This window comes from Verrucomicrobiota bacterium JB022, from assembly GCA_030673845.1.
Taxonomy (GTDB): Bacteria; Verrucomicrobiota; Verrucomicrobiia; order Opitutales; family Oceanipulchritudinaceae; genus WOUP01.
In genome coordinates, this window is sequence record JAUTCQ010000009.1 from 257,817 (window position 1) to 278,522 (window position 20,706).

Here is a 20,706-nt window from a genome sequence, read left to right on the forward strand (position 1 = left end):
AAAGAGACTTTCGAATCTCTCGCCCGGCAGTAATGCCGGGCTTTTTTGTGTCCGCGCCTGCTGCCCTATCGCAGGATGTCGTCGGGCCGGAGCGCGATGTCGCCTTGCGCATAGAGGCGAGAATGCCCGGCAATCGCCACGCGGTCCTCTTCCAGGCGGCAAAAGAGCTCGCCACCTCGCTGGCTGACCTGCAGCGCGGTCAACTCGGTCTTGCCCAGCTTCTGCGCCCAATAAGGGGTCAACAGGCAATGCGCGCTACCGCAGACAGGATCCTCGTCGACCCCAAAGGCCGGGGCGAAGAAGCGCGAGACGAAGTCGGTCCGCTCGCCCGGGGCCGTCAGGATCAACCCACGGTAGGGCAGCGCCGTCAACTCCGCCATCACCGGGACGGCGGCGCGCACGGCAGCTTCGTTTTCCAGCTCGATCAGCAAGTCGGGCTGGCCGAGCGATTTGACGGCCACGGCCCGCCCCGTCTCGCCCAAGCGGGAGAGAAAGGTAGGCCCGACCTCTTCCCAGCCGGTGTAGGCCGGGAAGTTCAACTCGGTCCGGCCTTCATCGTCGACCTTCGCCTCCAGTTTGCCACTGCGGGTGTCGAAGATGAAGCGCTTCGTCTCGGGTTGCCGACCACGCAGCACGTGCACGGCCGCCAGCGTAGCGTGGCCGCAGAGGTCGACTTCCTTGGCCGGGGTGAACCAGCGCAGGTGGTAGCGGTTGCCCGCGCCCACGAAGAAAGTCGTCTCCGAGAGGTTGTGCTGAGCGGCGATGGCCTGCAGCGTGCGGTCGGGCAGCCACATTTCGAGCGGGCAGACGGCGGCCGGGTTGCCGCCAAACAGCTCGCGCGTGAAGGCGTTGACGAAGTAAACCGGGTAGCGGTACATGGCGTCCAGTTAAGCGTTTTCGCGCCGCAGGACGAGCATCTGGTTGGCCCCGCGCAGGAATTCGTAGTCGACGGGGCGCAGCTCGCTGGCAATACCCTGCCCCTCCAAGGCCTCCCGAAGCGCGTCGAGATGCGGGTATGGCTCGGAATTCATCTGGATCACGGGGTAGATCCGCGCTTCGATCCGGGCCACGCGGGCCAGCTCTTGCGCGGCGGCGAGGTGGAAGGCGTAGTCGAATTCCTCGAAGTGCCCGTAGAGGAAGAGGAAGTGCCCGCAGAGCACGTAGTCGAAGGCGCCGGTCTCCAGCCCGGTGAAGGGCAGGCCGTCGGCAAGGTAGCGGCCCATGCCCTGCCCGGCCGGGAAGTCGGCCAAAAAGCGGTCGCGCGCATCGGCACGGCGCTGGATGGCCGCCTGTAGCGTTTGGTCAGCCGCAGCCTGGAAGTGGGCGCGGCTCAGCTTGAGGCGGTCGATACAGCGCTCGTAATCTTCCTGGATGCGCAGGCGCAGTGCCCGCCCGTTCATCGCATAGGCCGGGTCGAGGGCCCGAGCCCGGTAACCGAGCTCATGGGCCTCGGCGGTAAAACTGGCGCTACCGGCAGCGACGTCGAGGAAGCTGTAGTGCGGCAGGATGCCGTCGAGCGCAAAATACCGGCGGTATTCGCCGAGCGTGCGGCCAAAAACGGCACAGGATTGAAGATCGTAGGTGGGTGCAGAAATACTCATGGTGGTGGAAAAGCTTGAAGATCAAAAATTTAAAAACAAAAAAGCCGACCGCGTTCTTTTTGCGATCGGCTCCAACCAAGGGGACAGGCTCAACTAGCGCCTCGTCACCATCGGAGAGCCGCTTTCCACCACCAGAAGGCCTGGCAAGTTGTGTAGCTGAAGTGCTGCATTGTTTATGTTTACCATCCTTATCGCTAACCGCATTATGCGCAAGCGAAAAGGATTGCCAGCGATAAAAAAATGCTCTTATCCTTACATTTGCCTTGTCAACCACACCCCACCCCCACACTATCCTATCTTTCTGCGCCAGCCTAGCTCAGTTGGTAGAGCAGCTCATTCGTAATGAGCAGGTCGTCGGTTCGAGTCCGATGGCTGGCTCCATTTTTTTCTCGGGGACCAGGTGTGAGGCTCTTCTTCCATGACCTCCCTGCCCGATCTGGAACATCTCAACCTCGTGGCCTTTCTCCAAGGTGCCGGCCTGGAGAATTTTGAAGAGGACGCCGTTTATCTCAACGATATCGTGGACGTCTTCCTCACGACGATGCCGCCCGCGATCGACGAGCTGGATGACGCCATTCAGCAGGCCAACCTGACCGAGATCAAGCGCATCGGCCACTCCCTCAAGGGTGCCATGCCGACCTTCGGCGCGCTGCGGCTGGGGCAGCTCTGCGAGATGCTCGACGATGCCGCCAAGCACCAGGACCTCCGAGCCGTCACGCGCCTGCTGCCGCAGATCCGCATCGAGTTCGAAGGAGTGCTGGGCGACATGGTGCGCCTGCGCGAGTATTCGCAGAAGCTGTTGTAGGCCCCGTGGGCCGCCGCTTTAAGGAAAGATGCCGCGCACGGCCTTGGCCTGCGCCACGCGGTGGATGCCGAGGCTGAGGGCGGCCATGCGGCGACTCACCCCCAGGCGTTCGCGTTGCGCTTCGACTTCGTAGCGGGCACGTTCGAGGATCTCGTAAAGGCGACGCAGCACTTCTTCGCGCTCCCAATAGAGGCTGGAGAGGTCTTGCACCCACTCGAAGTAAGAGACGATGACGCCGCCGCTGTTGCAGAGGATGTCGGGAATGACTTGCACGTCGTCGCGCGCTTCGAGAATCGCGTCGGCCTCCACTGTGGTTGGTCCGTTCGCGGCTTCGGCGAGGAAGCGGCAGCGCAGGCGAGAAGCGTTTTCCGCGTTTACCACCTGCTCGCGGGCCGCCGGGACGAGCACCGTGCAGTCGAGCTCAAGCAGGGACGCATTGTCGATCACATCGCCCCCCTGGTAGCCCGCCAACGTGGGGTTGACCTCCAGGTAGCGGATGGCTTCATGCACGTCGACGCCCCTGGCGTTGTAAATACCGCCCGAAACGTCGGAAATTGCGATCACCTTGCAGCCGTAATCCACCAGCCCGAGCGCCGCGTAGGTACCCACGTTGCCAAAGCCCTGGATCGCGACCGTCGCTTGGCCCGGCCGGACGCCATAGGCTTCCAGATAACGCTTTACGAGATACGCGACACCTCGACCGGTCGCTTCCACGCGGCCTTGACTGCCGCCGATTTCGACGGGCTTGCCGGTGACGATGGCCGGGGTCGAGACGCCTACGATGTTGGAGTAGGTGTCCATCATCCAGGCCATGATCTGCGGATTGGTGCCCATATCGGGTGCCATGATGTCGGTATTGGGTCCGACAAAGGGGATCATCTCCTGCATGAACCGGCGGGCCACGCGCTCTTTTTCCGCCAGGCTGAGAGTTGTGGGGTCGACCGCCACGCCGCCTTTCGCCCCACCGTAGGGCAGGCCGGCGAGCGCGGTCTTCCAGCTCATCCACATGGCGAGCGCGCCGACCTCACCCAGCGTCACTTCCTGGTGGAAGCGCAAGCCGCCCTTGGTCGGCCCTTTGGAGAGGTGGTGCTGCACGCGGTAGCCTTCGAGCATCTGGACGCTGCCGTCGTCGCGTTTGAAGGGGAAAGCGACGGCAACGCAGCGCTTGGGGAACTTGGTGCGGTTGCGGACGTTGTCGTCGAGCTGCAGGATATCGGCGGCCAAGTCGAACTGCTGGCACGCCATGTCGAAAACGGGGGATTGATAGAGTTTCGATTCCATGGGGCTTGGGTAACGTGTACGACGGTATCGGATACACGGCTCTACCTCAACGTTTTCCGGCGCAAATCGACACCCGGGATCAATCGGGCACCACGAGCCGGATGAGGCGGACTTCTCCGGTCGAGCGCTTACGGACCTTGGCGGTACGCTCGACCATTTCGGACTGGACGGCGCCTGGCTCGGTGGCTTCAGCCGAGCCGTCGAGAATGGGCCGTGGGTCGTTGTAGATCTCCAGGATCTCCAGATCGGTTTCGAGCGTGAAGGTGGGCTGTGGGGCCGCCGGCTCGGCGTCGGCCGCTTCTGCCTCCGCTTCCTTCCGCCCTTGGTGTGCCCCCCAGACGTAACCGAGCGCAAGGGTCACAAGAGCCCAGGCGACAACGGTCAGCATCCAATACCAATCCAAGGGGGGCATATCCATAAAACTACTTCTACACGGAAAAGAGGTCGCCCGCAAGCCGGGGTTGCAGCGGGCTCGTTATCGAAGCGTGTAAAACCGTTTTACACGGCTGGAAAAACGGCATATATATTAGGTGGCTTCCAGCCCACTCCCCTATTCAGCCCAAAGAGGTCCGGTCATGATGATGATGCCTGCCCAAGCTCCCTCCGTATTTGCTCCCGGCGGGGCGTCGGTCGCTTCGCGCCGTAACCACGCTCCCACGCCGGTTTCGACTCCCCAGGGCATTGCCCTCAAACGTCACCCGCTCGTTTACGAAATCCGCGCCAGCCAGCTGCTGCAGCGATGCCAGCAGGAGGCGGGCAATGACGCCACGCTTGCGGATACACCCGATGCGCTGCTCGACCGTTGGCACAAGCTCGGCTTCCAGGCCATCTGGATCATGGGCGTATGGCAGCGCGGCGTCAGCAGTGTGGAAGTCAGCCGCACCCACCCGGATTTTACCTGCCACTACGAGGAAGACCTCCCCGGCTGGCAGCCGGAAGATGTCTGCGGCTCGCCCTATGCCATCCAGCGTGGGCGCGTGGCCGCCGAGCTGGGGGGCGCCGATGCCCTGCAGGCCTTGCGGCACAAGCTGGCCAAGCGCGGGATCGCCCTGATCCTCGACTTCGTCCTCAACCACACCGCGCTGGATCACCCGTGGGTCGAGAGCCATCCGGAGTATTTTATCCGCGGGACGGAAGGCGACCTGAAGGCCGAGCCCGACCGGTTCGTGCGCTTGGGTGACCATGTGTTTGCCCATGGGCGCGACCCGTATTTCCCGGCCTGGAAGGACACGCTGCAGCTCGACTTCCGCATGCAGGCGGTGCGCGACAACGCCTTGAAGCAACTGCAGCGGGTGGCCGACCTCTGCGACGGCGTGCGCTGCGACTTGGCGATGCTCGCCATCAGCGATACCTTCAAGGCCATCTGGGGCGGAGATTACGAGCCCCTGCCCGCCCCTTACGAGGAGTTCTGGGCCTGGGCGATCGACCGCGTGCACCAGAAGCACCCGCGCTTCACCTTCATGGCGGAGGCGTATTGGGGCATGGAGGCCCATCTGCAGGCCCTGGGGTTCGACTTCACCTACCGCAAGCAGTTTTACGACTTGATTGTGGCCCGCAAGGTGGAGGGGCTGCGGGGCTCCCTGACCGACCGTCGGCTGGCGGGCAATTCCGTCTTCTTCATCGAAAACCACGACGAGCCGCGGGCCGCGCGCGCCATCCCAGTGTCGCAACTGCGCCGCGCCGCTGCAACTATGGTGGCCACGCTCCCGGGGATGCGCCTGATTCACGATGGGCAGATGGAGGCCCTGAAACATCACCACTCGCTCCACTTGAGCCGACGGGCCGACGAGGTGCCCGACGACGAGGAACTGGCGTTTTATGAGCGCCTCTTGCTGATGCTGCAGGACAGCTCGGTCGGCCAAGGCGAGTGGCAGCTGCTGGAGACGCAGGCGGCCTGGCAAGGGAACCACTCGCACTGGCGCGTGCAGGCCTACCTATGGCGTGCCGGCGATGGGCGGATGGACCTGGTGGTGGCCAACTTGTCCGAGCACTCGGAGGAGGGCCGCGTGATGGTGCCCAACTGCGGCGTCTGCGGGAGGCTCTGGCAGTTACGCGACCGGCTTTCGCCGGAGGTCTACCTGCGCTCGGGCAGCGAGATGTTCAAACAGGGGCTCTACGTGCGCCTGCAGCCTTACACGGTGCAGATTTTTGAACTGCGGCTGGCCAAGGACTGAGCGGCGTTGCGACGCCCTCCCCTGCCCGGCCGCCAACCCAAACTCATCATGAAGCCTCACCCGTCTCTGTTCGCCTTATCGCTCTTGGGAGGCATCGCCGCCGCTCCCAGCCTCTTCAGCCACCAGATCATACAAGTCGGGAACGGGTTTGCCAGCCCGACCGACATCCAGGCCACCCCCGGCAGCGGCCTTTTAATCGTGGAGCGGCCCGGTCGGGTAATGCTCCTGAACCCCACCACGGAGCAAACCGTCGAGACGCCCGTGCTCAACATCCAGAATCTGGTGGACAGCGACGGTGAGGGTGGACTGCTCGGCCTGGCCCTGCACCCCAACTTTGCCGAAAACCATCAATTCTTCGTCAATTATACCCGCACCGTCCAAGGGCAGCTGCAAACGGTCGTCGCGCGCTACGAACTGCTCCCGGACCGCTGGGAAGCCGATCCGCAGTCGGGCGATGTGATTTTTGTCGCCGACCAGCCCTACTCCAATCACAACGCGGGCCAGCTCCAGTTTGGGCCCAAGGACGGCTACCTCTACCTGGCCTTGGGAGACGGCGGCAGCGGGGGCGACCCGGACAACCGGGCGCAGGACCCCTCCAGCCTCTTCGGCAAAATGCTGCGGATCGACGTGGACGGCGACGACTTCCCGGCCAACGACGAGCGCGACTACGCTATTCCCGCGGACAACCCGTTTGTGGGCAACAACGAGGTGCGGGACGAAATCTGGGCGCTGGGCCTGCGCAACCCGTGGCGCTACAGCTTCGACCCCGTCACCGGCGACCTCTTTATCGCCGATGTGGGCCAGGATGCCTTTGAAGAAATCAACCACCAGCCCGACGGCGTGGGCGGGTTGAACTACGGCTGGCCCCGCTACGAGGGCGATGCCATCTATCGCGAGAGTGCCACCCTGACAGTGGGCACCGAGACGGTGCCGGTCGCCACATACGGCCACGAGTTCGGCTCGTCGATCACAGGCGGCTACCCTTACCGCCCCGAGCATCCGTCGATCTATGCAGGCGACTACATCTATACGGACTTCACCTCGGGCCGCATCTGGCGTCTGAGCTGGGGGAGCGAGGGCTGGGAGAGCACTCAACTGCGCGACACAAATTATGGCATCACCACGATGGGTGCAGGCGCGGATGGCTCGATCTACTTTGCCAGCTTTGGCAGCGGCACGATCTTCAAGCTGTTGCTGGAAGACCCGACGCTGGACTTGGTGACGACCGAAACCGGCGTCTCGCTGGCCGCCACGGCCAGTGAAGACGTGGCGGTGCGAGTGGAGCAGAGCACCGACCTGCAGGCGTGGTCGATCTGGTTTTCGCTCGACCCCGACGGCAGCCGCACCGAGCCGTTGTCGAACGACGCGCCCCGCTTCTTCCGGCTGGTGACGGAGTAGCCGAGCGCCTCCATTTGAGATAAAAAACGGGCCTCATTCCACTGTGGAATGAGGCCCGTTTGGTTAAAGGTTCAGTCTGCCCTTACTTTTCGTTGGGGCTACCGGCTTCCTCCGCCGGCTCGCGCTGGACGAAGGCCAGCGAGCGGCCCGATTCGGTCAGCTTGACCGTGAGCGGTTCGCCTTCCTTGATCTCGCCGCGCAGGACGGCTTCGGCCAAGGGGTCTTCGAGGAACTGCTCGACGGAGCGGCGGAGCGGGCGCGCGCCATACTTCTCGTCGTAGCCTTGCTCGATGAGGAAGTCCTTGGCGGGCATTTCCACTTCGAGGTCGATACCACGGTCGCGCAGGCGACGGGTGATACCCTTGAGCTCGATGTCGATGATTTGGCGCAGGTGGCTGCGGTTGAGCTGGCGGAACACGATGATCGAGTTGATCCGGTTCAGGAACTCCGGCTTGAAGACGCGCTTGGCCTCGTCGAGGATCTTTGAACGGGTCGAATCCCACGAGAAGTCCACGTCGTCGGTGCCGAAGCCCAGACCCGTGCCCTTTTGCAGGATGTGTGCGCCCACATTGGAGGTCATGATGATGATCGTGTTACGGAAGTCGACCGTGCGACCGAGCGAGTCGGTCAGGCGGCCTTCTTCGAGCACCTGGAGCAGCAACTGCACGACGTCCGGGTGGGCCTTCTCGATTTCATCGAAGAGGACCACGCTGTAGGGCTTGCGGCGCACGGCCTCGGTCAGCTGACCACCTTCCTCGTAACCCACGTAACCGGGGGGCGAGCCGATGAGGCGGCTGACGGAGAACTTCTCCATGTACTCGGACATGTCGATCTGGACGATCGATTCCTTGTCGCCAAAAATCAGCTCCGCGAGGGTCTTGGCCAGGTGCGTCTTACCGACACCGGTCGGGCCCATGAAGAGGAACGAACCGATCGGGCGGCGAGGGTCCTTCAAATCGGCGCGACTGCGGCGCAGCGCCTTGGCGATGGCGATGGTCGCTTCGTCCTGACCGATGACGGCCCCTTGCAGCTCCTTCTCGAGGTTGAGCAGGCGCTCGGATTCCTTCTGCTCCATGCGGTTGAGCGGGATACCCGTCCAATCGCTGACCACTTGCAGCATGTCGTCTTCGTCGACCGTGATCACGGACTCGGCGCGGTTGCGCTTCCAGTCTTCGATCATGTCTTCGCGCTTCTGACGCAGTTGCTTCTCCTGATCGCGGAAGCGGGCGGCATCCTCAAACTGTTGCTTGCTGATGGCCTCTTCCTTCTTGGTGCAGATTTCGTCGATCTGGTTGCCCAGCTCTTCGATCTCCGGCGGGCGGTTGAGCGAATTGATGCGTGCGCGGGCGCCAGCTTCGTCGAGCACGTCGATCGCCTTGTCCGGCAGGTAGCGGGAGGTGATGTAGCGTTCGGAGAGCTTGACCGCGCTTTCGAGGGCGAGCGGGGTGAACGACACCTTGTGGTGCTCCTCGTACTTCGGCGCGATGCCCTTGAGGATTTCGAGGGAGTCGGCTTCGTTGGGAGCATCGACCATCACGCTTTGGAAGCGGCGGTCGAGCGCGCTGTCCTTCTCGATATACTTGCGGTATTCGGCCAGCGTGGTGGCGCCGATGCACTGCAGCTCGCCCCGGCTGAGGGCGGGCTTGAAGATGTTGGAGGCGTCCATGGCACCTTCGGCGGCACCAGCACCCACAATGGTGTGCAGTTCGTCGATGAAGATGATGACGTTCTTGGCGCGGCGAATCTCGTCCATCACGGCCTTGATGCGCTCCTCGAACTGACCACGGTACTTCGTGCCCGCGACCATCAGGGCGAGGTCGAGGGTGATGAGGCGCTTGTCGGCCAGAATCTCCGGCACGAGGCCGTTGGCGATTTCCAGCGCGAGGCCTTCGACGATGGCCGTCTTGCCCACGCCGGCTTCCCCGATCAGCACCGGGTTGTTCTTGCTGCGGCGGCAGAGGATCTGGATGACGCGGCGGATTTCCTTCTTCCGGCCAATGACCGGGTCGAGGTCTCCGTTGCGCGCCAGCTCGGTCAGGTCACGACCGAAGGCTTTGAGCGCGGGCGTCTTGACGTCCTTCTTGTCCTCGGGCGCACCGGTCGGGCTGGCACCGGCCCCGGCGGGTTCACCGCCTTCACCGGCAAAATTGGGATCCAGTTCGGAAAGGATTTCCTCCCGGCAGCGCTCCACGTCCACATCGAGGCTCTTGAGCACGCGTGCGGCCACGCCCTCCCCTTCGCGCAGCAGGCCGAGCAGGATGTGCTCGGTGCCGACGTAGGAGTGGTTGAGCGCCTTCGCTTCGCGCCCGGCGAGGGCCAACACCTTCTTCACGCGGGGCGTGTAGGGGATGTTGCCGCTCGGCTTGGCGGCCGGACCTTTGCCGACCTGCTTTTCCACGGCGCTGCGCACCGTCTCCAGGTCGAGGCCCATCTTCTGGAGCACATTGACGGCGACGCCTTGGCCCAGATTGATCAGACCCAGCAGCAAGTGCTCGGTCCCCACGTAGTTGTGGTGAAAACGGTCTGCCTCCTTGCGTGCCAGGGCGAGGACTTGCTGTGCCCGTGGCGTAAAGTTGTTCATCGGTTCCATTGCCATGGCGAAGATCGGGGTTTACCCGGCTGGGTATGATAGGTTTTTATAATTTAGAGTCGGTGCGTGTGCAAACTCTTCCCGCATTCTGGTAGCGCGTTGTTTATCGCGCTCGCGCGGTTCGATTTCGCCTTGAGCGGTCAGTTGCACGTGGCCTGGCTGAGCTTCGATAAAGAGCCGGTCCACTTGGGTGCGGTAGTCGTCGGGCAGCAGCCCGAGGTCGACTGCCAGCCGCAGGAGGCTCAGCAAATTCATGGCTTCTTCTGAGCTTAAAAGATGCCCATTCTGCAAAATGCCGTAGGCCCGGCCAATTTTGTCGAAAAGTCGGGCCGGTTTTTTCTCCAGGATCACCTGGCGGGCATTTTGTTCCTGCTCGATGATCGCGTGGAGGATGCTCGAAAGGCGCTTGATGATGTCCTGCTCGCTCTCCCCCAGCGTTTGCTGGTTGGAGATCTGGAAGATGGAGCCGGTGGCCTCCGAGCCTTCGCCGAAGAGCCCGCGCACGGCCATGCCGAGCTGGTTCACCATACGCACGACTTTCTCCATATACTCCTGCATCACCAGGCCCGGCAGGTGCAGCATCGCGCTGGCGCGCAAGCCGGTGCCGAGGTTTGTAGGGCAAGCAGTTAGGTACCCGAGCTGGTCGTTGAAGGCGTAGTCGAGCTTGTCTTCGAGCGCGGAGTCGAGGGCGTTGATCTCGCTCCAGGTGGTGTCGAGGTTGAAGCCGGTGCGCACGAGTTGCAGGCGCAGGTGGTCTTCCTCGTTGACCATGACGGAGATCTTCTGGTCGTCGCTCACGGCGACCCCGGCGGCGTGCTCGGACTGGCTGAGCTCGCGGCTGATGAGGTGGCGCTCGACGAGGGCCTGGCGCTCCAGCGGGGAAAGCTTGAGCATTTCGAGCAGGTGCCCGTCCTTGAAGTCGCCCACCTCCCGCATGGCGTCGAAGCAGGTGTGCAAAACCTGCTCGCGCTGGGACGAAGTGGCACGCCCCGGGAAGGGCACTGACACAATGTTACGCGCCAGGCGGATCCGTGTGCTCAGGACAATAGGCTCCGCCGGGAGCCCACCCGAGGTCAGCTCCGCTTTGGCGGCGATGAGGGGAGTGATCTGCATGTGATCGCTTACGATGAGGCCGTTTCGGCCTCGAGCTGTTTCTTAAGTTCGTTGATTTCGTCGCGAATTTCAGCCGCTTTCTCGTAGTTTTCTTCTGCGATGGCTTCGGCCATGGCGTCTTCGCGCTCTTTCAACTGCCGTTTGATGTCGACCCGCTGTCGCGCACGCTCAGGAGTCTTGCCCCGGTGCACCACATCTTTGTGCATGTTGCGCAGCATCGGCTGCAGCAAGTCCGAGAACGTGCTGTAGCAATGCGGGCAGCCGAAACGGCCCGTCTTCTTGAAGTCGGCGGGGGTAAAACCACACTCCTCGCACCGCAGAGCCTCCTGGCGGGCACCGAGGGCCGCCGGCGGCTTCATCAGAAAGTCTGCCAGCGAGAAGCCTTCCGGATCGGTGACCCCTTGCTTGAACGGACAGTCCTCGCAAAGGTCGACCTGGTGCATCTTGTTGTCGACGATCTGGGTGAGATGGATGGTAGCCGGTTTTTGACAGTGTTTGCACTGCTCAGGTTTGGCCATACAGACAGCTTACGCCTACTTCACGGTTTTTCCAGCCAAATCCCCCACTGGGCAAAGTTGTTGAGCTTCGCGGGATTCGGAAGCCGCCAGCGCTAAGCTGGAGAGCGTTGAAGGCATTCGCAGACTTCCTGGCGAGAGAAGGCCACATTTTTCCAGAAGAACGTCTGCGCCTCGAAATCGGCGTTTTCCTCCCACCTGCCTGGCAATAAAAGAACAACCGCTCTCCCCTCGGGAAGAACGGTTGTCGAAAATAGAACGCTGCCCGGGCGGGGCTGAGGCGAGTGCCGGCAGGCGCCCGCCACGGGCAACGTGAGCTGACTGGAAGGGTTTTACTCTTCGGTCGGCAGCGCGTCGGAAACGTCGGGCGACCACATGAAGAAGCCGGCGCCGGAGGTGTCGACCTCGGGTTGGACTTCGACTTCTTCGACCGGCTCCCAGCTTTCGAGGTCTTCGCTGTAGTAGAGCTGGAGCTTGAGGCTGATCTTGCCGTCTTCGCCGATCGCGATCACCGGCTTGCCGCCAGCGAGGCCCACGATGGTGGAGGAGGTATAGAGGCCCAACTGGTTTTGCAGCTCCTGGCTCTGGCGAATGGCATCGAGCAGGCTACCTTGCAGGTCGGAGTTATACATGCGCGGGTCGAGGCCGTTGGCGTATTCCACTCCGTCGTCGAAGAGGTCGCCGTCGGTATCGGCGAGCATCGGGTCGGTGCCGATCCTTTGCTCCTGCAGGTTGGTCAGGCCGTCGCCGTCGACGTCGTCTTCCGCACCGTATTCGAGGGTGCCGAAGTAGGCCATTTCCCAGGCGTCTTCGAGGCCGTCGCCGTCGGTATCGACGACATTGGAGGCGATGGCGAAGTCGCCCTGGTAGTCCAGTCGCGCCCACACCACGTTGTTTTCGATGTCGATACCCCAGGTGCCGACGGCGTCGTCGGCCTTGGCAGCACGGTAGACGGGCTGGGTGGCGAATTCGCCGAGGGTGGCGCTGGCGGCGTTGATCCAGTCACCGGCGTCTTCGTCGCTCGTATCGGCATCGAGGAAGGCCACAATGCTCAGCTGCTGCTCCTGCGAGGGCGACAGGGTGCTGTCGTCGTAGGCGAGCGAGAGCGTGTAGGCGTCGGCACGGTTACGCGTCGGGTGATTGCGCATGCCGTTGATGCTCGCGATGTCGGAGATCAGCTGCACACCTTCGGCATCGTACCACTGGCTTTGCTGGACCCAGCCCACCGTGATGTTGCGGTAGAGGCCGAAGGTCTTGTTTTCTGCCGTGTAGTAGGTGGCGTCGCTGTTGATGCCGTCGGCGATGGCGAGGCCGGTGCCGACGAAGCCTTCCGCATCCGGGGCAACGTCGGTGATGTTGGCGGAGTTGTAGTTGGCTTCGGCCGCGACGTTGAACTGGCCGCCGTTGCGCGAGTAGGCGTAGGTGTCCCAGACCGTCCACTCGGTGAAGGTGCCGTTCGGGTTCTGCGGCGCCATCCAGTTGTGCATCGTCACAAACGGGCCGTTGATTTCGATGATCTGGAAGGCGATCGGTTCGCCCGGGGTCTGCGTGCTGTCCACGAGGTGGTTGAGGCGCTGGTTTTCAACCGGGGCGCGCTGCAGGCCGTAGAACTTCTCCGAAGCGGAGCCACAGGTAATGTAGAAGAACTCGGAGCGCGAGTCGTTGTCGATATCCACGGCCATGGAGCGGTCGTAGATGTGGTTGTGGCCCGCGAGCCAGCCGTCGATGTGGTATTCGGCACAGGCTTCGATGAATGGCCCCGGGCCGGTGGAGATGTACTCCGTCATGGCCGGGTGGAGGCTGGTCGCGAAGACGCCCGTGTGCGAATACGGGAAGATGTGGGCATCCGGGTGTTCGGCGCGGATCTCGGCCAGCTTGGCGCGCAGCCATTCGCTGTAATTCGTATCGGTGCCGCCATCCCACTCGTCGAGGGCGATGAGGAAGGTATTGGCGCCGGTATCGAGGACAAACGAGTAGTTGCGGTAGTTGGGGGCTGCGCCGCTGCCACCGGGCACGTCGGTCGGGTCGATCAGCGGTTCCTGGCCTTCGAAGAGCCAGGGGAAGGCCTTTTGCCACACCCAAGCTTGGTCGCTGGTGAGGCTGCTGGCGTTCGAGTCGTGGTTGCCGCGCACCGGGTAGTATTCGATGCCGGCGTCGCGCAGCGGGTTGACCATGGTCTGCTTGAGCAAGTTGAGCTGCGAGAGCTTGCTGTCGCCCGAGGAGTTACCGTCGGTCACGTCACCCACTTCGATCACCAGCTCGGGAGCGAGCTCGATGATCTTGGCGGCAACGCTGCTGGCTTCCACCACCGGCACGCCGTTGGTGCTGCCTTGCGTGTCGGGGATGACGCCAAAGCGGAGACGTTCGCCGAGGGTCGGGAGGGGTGCGCGGGCCAGCTCGAAGCCTTCGTCGACGTGGACGATGTATTCGAACTCCACCGTGCCGTCCATACCGTCGGTGACGGAGATGACGAAGCGGTTTTCGCCGATGTCGCCCATGCCGGGTTGGCCGGAGATGCTGCCGTCGGCGTTAACCACGAGCCAGGCGGGGCCGCTCACCTTGGAGAAGGCCAGGGCGTCGCCGTTCGGGTCGGTCACGTATTGGGCGAGGCTGCCGGTGTAGTCGCTGCCGGCATGGCCGTCGACTTCGGCGGTCACGGATTCGCTGACCGGCTCCGGCGCGTTCTCCGAGTAGACCAGCGCACCCACCTTGAGGTTGAAGCCGAGGTCGGAGCTGTTGCCCGAACGGTTGTGGACTTCAGCGGCGAGCACGTTTGCGCCCTCTACGAGGTAGCGGCTGGAGACCACGAAGTTGTAGAACGTCGTCTCGGCCGAGCCGTCGACCGTGTTGGCCGACCAATCGAGGTAGTCGACCTCGCCGGCGGGCATGTTGTCACGCACGATCTCGTGGCCGTTGAGGTAGAGGATCACCCCATCGTCGCGCACCACATCGACATTCAGGCCCACCACGTTTTGCACCGAATCGACGGTGAAATGATGGCGGAAGTAAGTCGTCGGATACTTGTTATTGGAATCCGGGCCGTAGCCGATCGTGGTCGTGTTGTGGCTGTCGCCATAACCGAGCTTGGACGGGCCTTCGCTCCACGAGCTGTCGTCGAACGAGGGAGCGCGCCAGGCGGTGCCTTGGTCGCTGCCGTTGTCGAGGAACTTCCAGATGTCGCCCGACTCGATGAGCTTGGCTACATAGGTCGTTTCTGAAGCGGTCGGCTGGGCCGAGACCGTGTCGGAGGTGTCGACCACGTCGTCGCCCTTCAGGCCCACGATCTGGAACTCGTAATCGTTCAGGATCGGGAGATGCGAGTTGGTGTAGGAAGTCGCTGTCGGGGCGAGGCCGGAGACGAGCGTCAGCCACTGATCGCTGCCCTTGATGCGGTAGCGGATGGCGAGGGATTCGACGTCGTTGCTCAGCTCACCGCCCCAGGAGAGGGCGACGTGGCCGCTGTCGTTGACGCCGCCGACGAGCACGATGTTGTTCGTCGGGTCGGTCGATTGCCCTTGGGCGAGGATCTTGGCGTTGGCCAGTTGCACCGAATCGACGTCCACCCCGGCACCGACTCGCAGGCCGACGCGGTTGAAGACGAAAGTGGTGGGCGACTGGTCGGAGCCAGTAAAGGCGCTGAGCAGCACGCCGTCTTCTTCGCGGACGAGGGCCGCGTAGTAGTCGATCGTGTCTTGCTCGGTGCGCGAGAGGGTCAGCACCACACGATAGGCACCGTCGGCCAGTTCCGGCGTCGGCATGCGGTAAGTCGTGAGCGTGCGGCCTTCGCTGGATGCGTAGAACGGCTGTTGCACGGACTGGTCGCGGCCGAGGATGACGCTGGCGCTGTTATTGACCGCGTCGTTGGTCGCGAGGTAGCCGGGCATGATCTGGCCGTTTTGCTCGGTGCCGAAGAAGAGGCCCCAGGCCAGCAGGTCTGCATCGCTGGTTTCGGCAGTGATGCCGGTCAGCGTGAGCGAGGTACTGAAGGTGATCGTGGCGCCGGGCTGGTCGAGCTGCACCGTTTCGAAAGCGGCTTGCACGGCGGTGTCGGCGGCGGCATCGGCCCCTTCGCCCCAGGCGGGAGCGTTGGAGTTGGCACCCGTCAGCTCGCCGGAGCCCTTGGCCATCGTCCAGCCGGAGATGGCGGAGGCGTCATCGCTCTCCACGGCGGCGAAGTCGGAGCCGGTGCCCCATACGTTAGGGAAGGCACCCATCACGAGTTCGACGGTTGCGCCGCCGGTGATGTCGGCGTGGTGAATCGCCGGCACGTTCAGCGCCACACCGTTGAGCAGGGCAGACTGGATGAAGAGGTTATCGCCACCGGCGTTCTCGGCCTTGATCGTGAAGGTCTTGCCGTCGGCGACATTGAACTGCACCTCGGGCACGCGCGCGCCGTGCAGGTAGTAGACGTCCTGCGTGGCCATCGGGAAGAAGCCGGCGGTGGTGAAGAAATAGAGCGAGGCCATGGCGCCGGAGTCTTCGTCACCGGGGTAGCCGCTCTCGCTGTAGCGATTGCGGAGCTGGGAGGCCCAGTAGGAAGTCAGGTAAGGGCGACCGGCGTAGTTGAAGAGGAAGGTGGTCTGGAAGCCGGGCTCGTTGGTGTAGTCGACGTAGGCGCCGTTGTTTTGCCCCATCGCATACTCGATGCGCTGGATGAAGCGGGCGCGCCCACCCATCAGCTCGACAAGTTCGTCGCGGTGGTGCGGCACGTTAAACGAGTAATTCCAGCTGGTGCCTTGGTAATAGCCCGCCGAGGAGGTCGGGGCATCGCCGAGGAAGCTGCCGCTGCGACTGCGGCCCTTGATGAAGCCCTTGAAGCCGCCGCTGGTGGCGGAGGCGTCCCATACGTTGCGCCAGTTGCCGGAACGCTCGAACAGCTCGGCGGCCTCTTCGGTGTGCCCGAGAGACTCGGCAATCGTGGCGGCGGCATAGTCGCCGTGGGCAAAGCCAAGCGTGGAGGAGGCGGAGGCGAGGCGGAAGTCGTAGCCGTTGGCGTCGCCATCGGTCGAGACATAGCCGAGGTCGCGGTAGTCGGGCGTGCGGCGGTTGGCGTTGAACTGCAACAGCGGCCACACCTTTTCCCAGTCGATGCCGGGGATGTCTTTGACGAAGGCGTCGAGGATCACGCGGTCCACTTCGTCCCCACCCTGCCCGACCTGATAATCCTTGCCCATGATAAAGGCAGTCTCGGCACGGCCGTTACGCTGGAAGCGTTCGGCAAAGGAGTTGACGTTGCCGGCGACGGCTTCGGGCTCGACGATGGCGAGCAGCGGGAAGAGCGTCTGCCAGGTGTCCCACAGGGTGTAGTGGTCGTCCCAAAACGCGGCGTCTTCCGGCCAGCCTGCGGGGTCGCCCGTGCGGTTGCGGGGCTGGATGAGGCTGTGGTAGAGCGCGGTGTAGAACTTGCGGGCTTCGGCAATGCTGATCTGCGGCGTCTCGATGGCGCCGAGGGCCTCGTTCCAGCGGGCCTTGGCGGCTGCTTCGAGCGCTTCGCTATCCCAGGCCGGGATTTCGTTTTCGAGGTATTGGCGGGCGCGTTCGACAGAGTTGAACGAAACCGCGACCTTGAGGCGCACGGTCTGCGTTTCGTTGGTGTCGAAGCGCAACCAAGCGCCCAGCGGCTGGCGCGAGTCGATGGAGGCGCTTAGCGTGCCGTCATTGGACGTGCTGCCGACCCAGGTGCCACCGGAGACCGGCGTAGCATCGACTTGAGCGTAGAAGTAGACGTTGTATTGCGCCGGGTTCCAGTTGCCGTCGAAGGTACCGCCGCCGCTGATCGTACCGTGCTTGAGGTCGATCTCGACCGAGCCGTTGATCATCGCGTCGGAGCGGCCGAGCTTACGGGCCACGTCGAAGTTCACGCGCGCATCGTCGGAGGCGGGGAACTCGAATTCGTAGATCGCAGCGTTGGCGGTCGGCACGACCTTTACATCCGTGTCCCACTTCGTGAGGTTGGCGCGGAAGGCATATGGGCGCGCCTCAACATCGGTCGTCAGCGAGCCATGCTCGTCTTCGACGATAGAGTGGCCGAGGCGGGGCGAGATGAGGAAGTTGCCATAGGAGAGCGTCGACGAGCCCGAGCCGGAGGCATGGAGCTGCGAGAAGCCGACGACAGGGCTGCCAGCGGCATAGCCCGAAGCGGCGGAGGCGACGGTGTCGGGGCTCGGGTAAATCGATGACAGGGGCAGCACCGGGCCGGGCACGGTGGAGCCGGCACCCGTCACGCCGATGAACGTGTCGACGAGGTCAGCCGGTTCCGTGTCGGGATCAACCATCGGGTCGGGCAACTCGTCGGACAGCGTGAGCCCCGGGTTCTGGAAGAGCTGCAGGGCCTGAGGTTCGGTGATCAGGCCTTCATAGAGCTGGACATCGTCCACGTCGCCCGCCAGATCGTCCAGCACGGAGCCGGCGCGCAGAAAAGCGCCGATGGCAAAGTAGCGGATCGGATTGGTCGTGATCGCGACAGGGACGTCGTTGATGCCCGCCAGCTCGCCGTCGATGTAAACGAGGCGCACATTCTCCTGGTAGACGGCCACCACGTGGTGCCATTCCCCGTCGGACACGTTTACGCCGGTATTGATCTCGCCTTCGTTGCTGCCGCTACCGCCGTTGCGGTGGCGCACGCGCAGGCCGAGGCCGCCCGTCTCGCGGGTGGCGACCGAGAAGCCCGTGTTATACGTGGCGGAGTCGGTCGAGGCCGTCGTCATGCCCAGCACCGCCTGGGTGTTGGCGGCGGCTTGCGTCGGCGTCTGGCGCACCCAGAAGGTGACGCTGAAGGGGCGGAAGGTGCTGTAGTCGCCCAGAATCGCCAATTGGCTGCCCGCATCGAGGTCGGCCAGCAGGTAATCGTCGGAGCCGCCCAGCTGCACATAGCCGCCGGCTGCACCAGCGGAGCCCATGAAGGCGACGGCATCGCCCTGCACGGTGAGCGGAGCCACGCCCTGCGCGTCGGCAGCGTCGCCGTCGAACTTGAAGTGGTGCTTCAGCTTGGCTGCGCCTGCCGGGTCGGGGTATTGGTTGAAGCTCAGGTTGTCGATCGCATGACGGCCATTGGAGCCGTAGGTTTGCGAAGTCAGGTCAAACGTGAGCCGGTAGTCTTCACCCAGCTTGCCCATGAAATTAGGGGAAACCTTGATCACGGAGGTGTCGGTCGAGGCATTGTCGAGCGTCACCGACTGGCTCCACACCACGTTGTTCCGGGAGTCGGTCAGGACGAGATCCCAGGTCGTGACGCCGGCGGTCTCGGCGGTGTGCGCGAAATCAAAAGAGTTCAGGACGACCGCAAAGCCAGCCTCGGCCCGAAAGTCGATGGTGTGGAAATCCACATCCAATTGGCCGACGCGGGGAGTGTTGCCCTCGTTGTCCCAGGCACCTTCCCCCACCGTGAGGTTCTCCAGGTTGGCGAACCAGGAGCTGGTGTGGACGTCCCACTGGGAATCCCAGGAAAGCGCGATATTGGGCGTGGTGCCGTTGTTCACCACATAGCCGTTGCCATCGGCTGTTACATTGGAGGCAAAATTGGAGGGTATTCCAGTATTGCTCCCCCCTATTTGGCCAAAGCCAACGATGGTGGCCTGACTAGTGCTAGCCATACCGGCCAACACGCCAAGGGTTAAGAAAGTTGATGTAGGTCTCATACAAGCAAAATTTTCGACCGAGCATGCGTCTTCATACCCGGCATTAGCAAAAACGATAGTTCCAAGTCGTAACTACTGACTTCGGCTCACTCCACTGAAGGGCGAGCACCCGCAGTCGTAGGCCTTATCTACAAATTGACATCGGAGGAGGCGAGAGTGCCCCCACCCATCCCAGATAGAAATGTCGTTACAATTTCGCTACATTTGTAGCGATCACACGAAGCCCCTGTAACCTGCCCGGCAGATGTGTTCCTACGCCGGACAGCTGGCTGAAAATGCAAACAGACCGCGCGCTGGCGGTTTCGCCTGCCATCGCGCGATCGACAAAAACTATGCCGGCGAAACCGGGTAACCAATCTCTAGCGCTGGCGGCGGCGGATCAGCGGCACCAAGGCACCCAGACCGGCGATCAGCGCAATGGTGGACGGCTCGGGCACGACCACCGCAAACTCGTTGAAGCTCAGGTTGTCGATGCCGTGGCGGCCGTTGGCGGCACCGTAGGTCGTGGAGGTGCGGTCAAACGTCAGCGTGTAGCTTTCCCCATCGACGCCAGTGAAGTTGGGACTGATCGTTAGCACCGAGGTGGCGGTATTGGCGTTGTCGAGCATCACCGACTGGCTCCACACCACCTGGCTGGAAGAGTCGGTCAAGATCAGGTCCCAAGCCGTCACGCCAGAAGTTTCTGCGGTGTGCCCGAAGTCGAAGGAATTGAGCACCACGGCATAACCGGCGGAGGCACCAAAGGTAATGGTGTGGAAGTCGGTGTCCAGCTGGGCGATACGCTGCGTATTGCCCTCATTGTCCCACGCGCCGCCGCCCACCGTCTGACTCTCGAGGCTGGCAAACCAGGAGCTGGTGTGGATGTCCCACTCCGCATCCCAGAGCAGGGAGACATTGGGCGTGGCGCCATTGGAGACGACAAAACCATTGCCATCGGCCGAGGCATAGGAGCCGAAATTGGACGAGATCGCGGTGTTGCTGCCACCGATCTGGCCAAAGCCGAGGATCGTGGCGCTGCAGGCGCTGGCAGAGGCCGCCAGGAGAGCTGCGGCGAGAACGAAGGAACGAGCTTTCATGAATGTACGTAGTCCGAGAGTGTATCCAAGATTCCATGACAGAATTGTCTGTCACAGGTATCGGATAGAGAGTCCCGCCACCATACACGTCAACCAGCAAGGCGGACTTCACAGACTCTTTGCCACACTGTAACAAGTCTGTAATCTGGCCTCGAATTTCGAGCGTCCGCGAAGCATTCCATCCTGCATTCAGGCCTCAAGATGTCGGTTGTTGATCCCTCCCACGGGATCCGCCCCCGGAAATGGGGACGCATTCTTAACCGGGGAGGATCGACACCTTAAGCACAACGTGAATCGCAAGTAATAGCTAGCTATTATTATCACCCGATAGCTGAGCACTGTCGCGGATGAATCATCTGACGCCTCCCCTGCGAGACCTAGCACCCTGCTGAAAAAGTCCTTTTCCGGGGCAGCGGCATAGATAAGCTGTGGGTATGCGCGGTAAGGTGTCGAGACAGTTGGATGCGGTGGCGTTGATCAACCTGGAGTCGTTGATTCCGGCGAAGCATCCGATCC

12 protein-coding genes and 1 tRNA gene are annotated in these 20,706 nt (G+C 62.8%); 4 read left to right on the forward strand and 9 right to left on the reverse strand.

The annotated features are described in order from the left end of the window. Nucleotides 1–65: 65 nt before the first annotated feature. Together Q7P63_06535 and Q7P63_06540 are read right to left on the reverse strand one after the other, a co-directional pair. Nucleotides 66–878 (reverse strand): PhzF family phenazine biosynthesis protein, encoded by an 813-nt coding sequence (locus tag Q7P63_06535; GenBank protein MDP0499743.1) that lies wholly within the window; start codon nt 876–878, stop codon nt 66–68. Between the two features lie 9 nt (nt 879–887). Beyond that, nucleotides 888–1,601, reverse strand: a complete 714-nt coding sequence (locus Q7P63_06540) for a methyltransferase (protein MDP0499744.1) — start codon at nt 1,599–1,601, stop codon at nt 888–890. 305 nt (nt 1,602–1,906) lie between these two features. On the opposite strand from Q7P63_06540, the gene Q7P63_06545 reads away from it, so the two are divergent. After that, nucleotides 1,907–1,982 (forward strand) — tRNA-Thr (locus Q7P63_06545). A 37-nt stretch (nt 1,983–2,019) separates the two neighbouring features. Beyond that, nucleotides 2,020–2,406 carry an Hpt domain-containing protein gene (locus Q7P63_06550; GenBank protein ID MDP0499745.1) on the forward strand — a complete coding sequence of 129 codons (387 nt, stop codon included), beginning with the start codon at nt 2,020–2,022 and terminating at the stop codon, nt 2,404–2,406. A gap of 18 nt (nt 2,407–2,424) precedes the next feature. Here Q7P63_06550 and Q7P63_06555 read toward each other — a convergent pair whose 3' ends face one another. Together Q7P63_06555 and Q7P63_06560 are read right to left on the reverse strand one after the other, a co-directional pair. Next, a complete protein-coding gene (locus tag Q7P63_06555; protein MDP0499746.1) occupies nt 2,425–3,687 on the reverse strand; it encodes a Glu/Leu/Phe/Val dehydrogenase in 1,263 nt (420 codons plus the stop codon). Between the two features lie 79 nt (nt 3,688–3,766). Continuing rightward, nucleotides 3,767–4,105 (reverse strand): hypothetical protein, encoded by a 339-nt coding sequence (locus Q7P63_06560; GenBank protein ID MDP0499747.1) that lies wholly within the window; start codon nt 4,103–4,105, stop codon nt 3,767–3,769. A 157-nt stretch (nt 4,106–4,262) separates the two neighbouring features. On the opposite strand from Q7P63_06560, the gene Q7P63_06565 reads away from it, so the two are divergent. Beyond that, on the forward strand, nt 4,263–5,861 hold the full coding sequence (locus tag Q7P63_06565; GenBank protein ID MDP0499748.1) for an alpha-amylase family glycosyl hydrolase: 1,599 nt from the start codon (nt 4,263–4,265) through the stop codon (nt 5,859–5,861). Between the two features lie 48 nt (nt 5,862–5,909). Further along, nucleotides 5,910–7,259: a PQQ-dependent sugar dehydrogenase gene (locus tag Q7P63_06570; GenBank protein MDP0499749.1), complete on the forward strand. Its 1,350-nt coding sequence runs from the start codon at nt 5,910–5,912 to the stop codon at nt 7,257–7,259. Between the two features lie 82 nt (nt 7,260–7,341). Here Q7P63_06570 and Q7P63_06575 read toward each other — a convergent pair whose 3' ends face one another. From Q7P63_06575 to Q7P63_06595, 5 genes are all read right to left on the reverse strand, one after another. Then, a complete protein-coding gene (locus Q7P63_06575) occupies nt 7,342–9,849 on the reverse strand; it encodes an ATP-dependent Clp protease ATP-binding subunit (GenBank protein ID MDP0499750.1) in 2,508 nt (835 codons plus the stop codon). A gap of 21 nt (nt 9,850–9,870) precedes the next feature. After that, nucleotides 9,871–10,962 carry a protein arginine kinase gene (locus Q7P63_06580; GenBank protein MDP0499751.1) on the reverse strand — a complete coding sequence of 364 codons (1,092 nt, stop codon included), beginning with the start codon at nt 10,960–10,962 and terminating at the stop codon, nt 9,871–9,873. Between the two features lie 8 nt (nt 10,963–10,970). Beyond that, on the reverse strand, nt 10,971–11,480 hold the full coding sequence (locus Q7P63_06585) for a UvrB/UvrC motif-containing protein (GenBank protein ID MDP0499752.1): 510 nt from the start codon (nt 11,478–11,480) through the stop codon (nt 10,971–10,973). 329 nt (nt 11,481–11,809) lie between these two features. Further along, the gene (locus Q7P63_06590) at nt 11,810–19,069 is read right to left on the reverse strand and encodes a GH92 family glycosyl hydrolase (protein ID MDP0499753.1); all 7,260 of its coding nucleotides are present in this window, start codon (nt 19,067–19,069) and stop codon (nt 11,810–11,812) included. Between the two features lie 404 nt (nt 19,070–19,473). Next, a complete protein-coding gene (locus tag Q7P63_06595; GenBank protein ID MDP0499754.1) occupies nt 19,474–20,190 on the reverse strand; it encodes a PEP-CTERM sorting domain-containing protein in 717 nt (238 codons plus the stop codon). Nucleotides 20,191–20,706 lie beyond the last annotated feature (516 nt).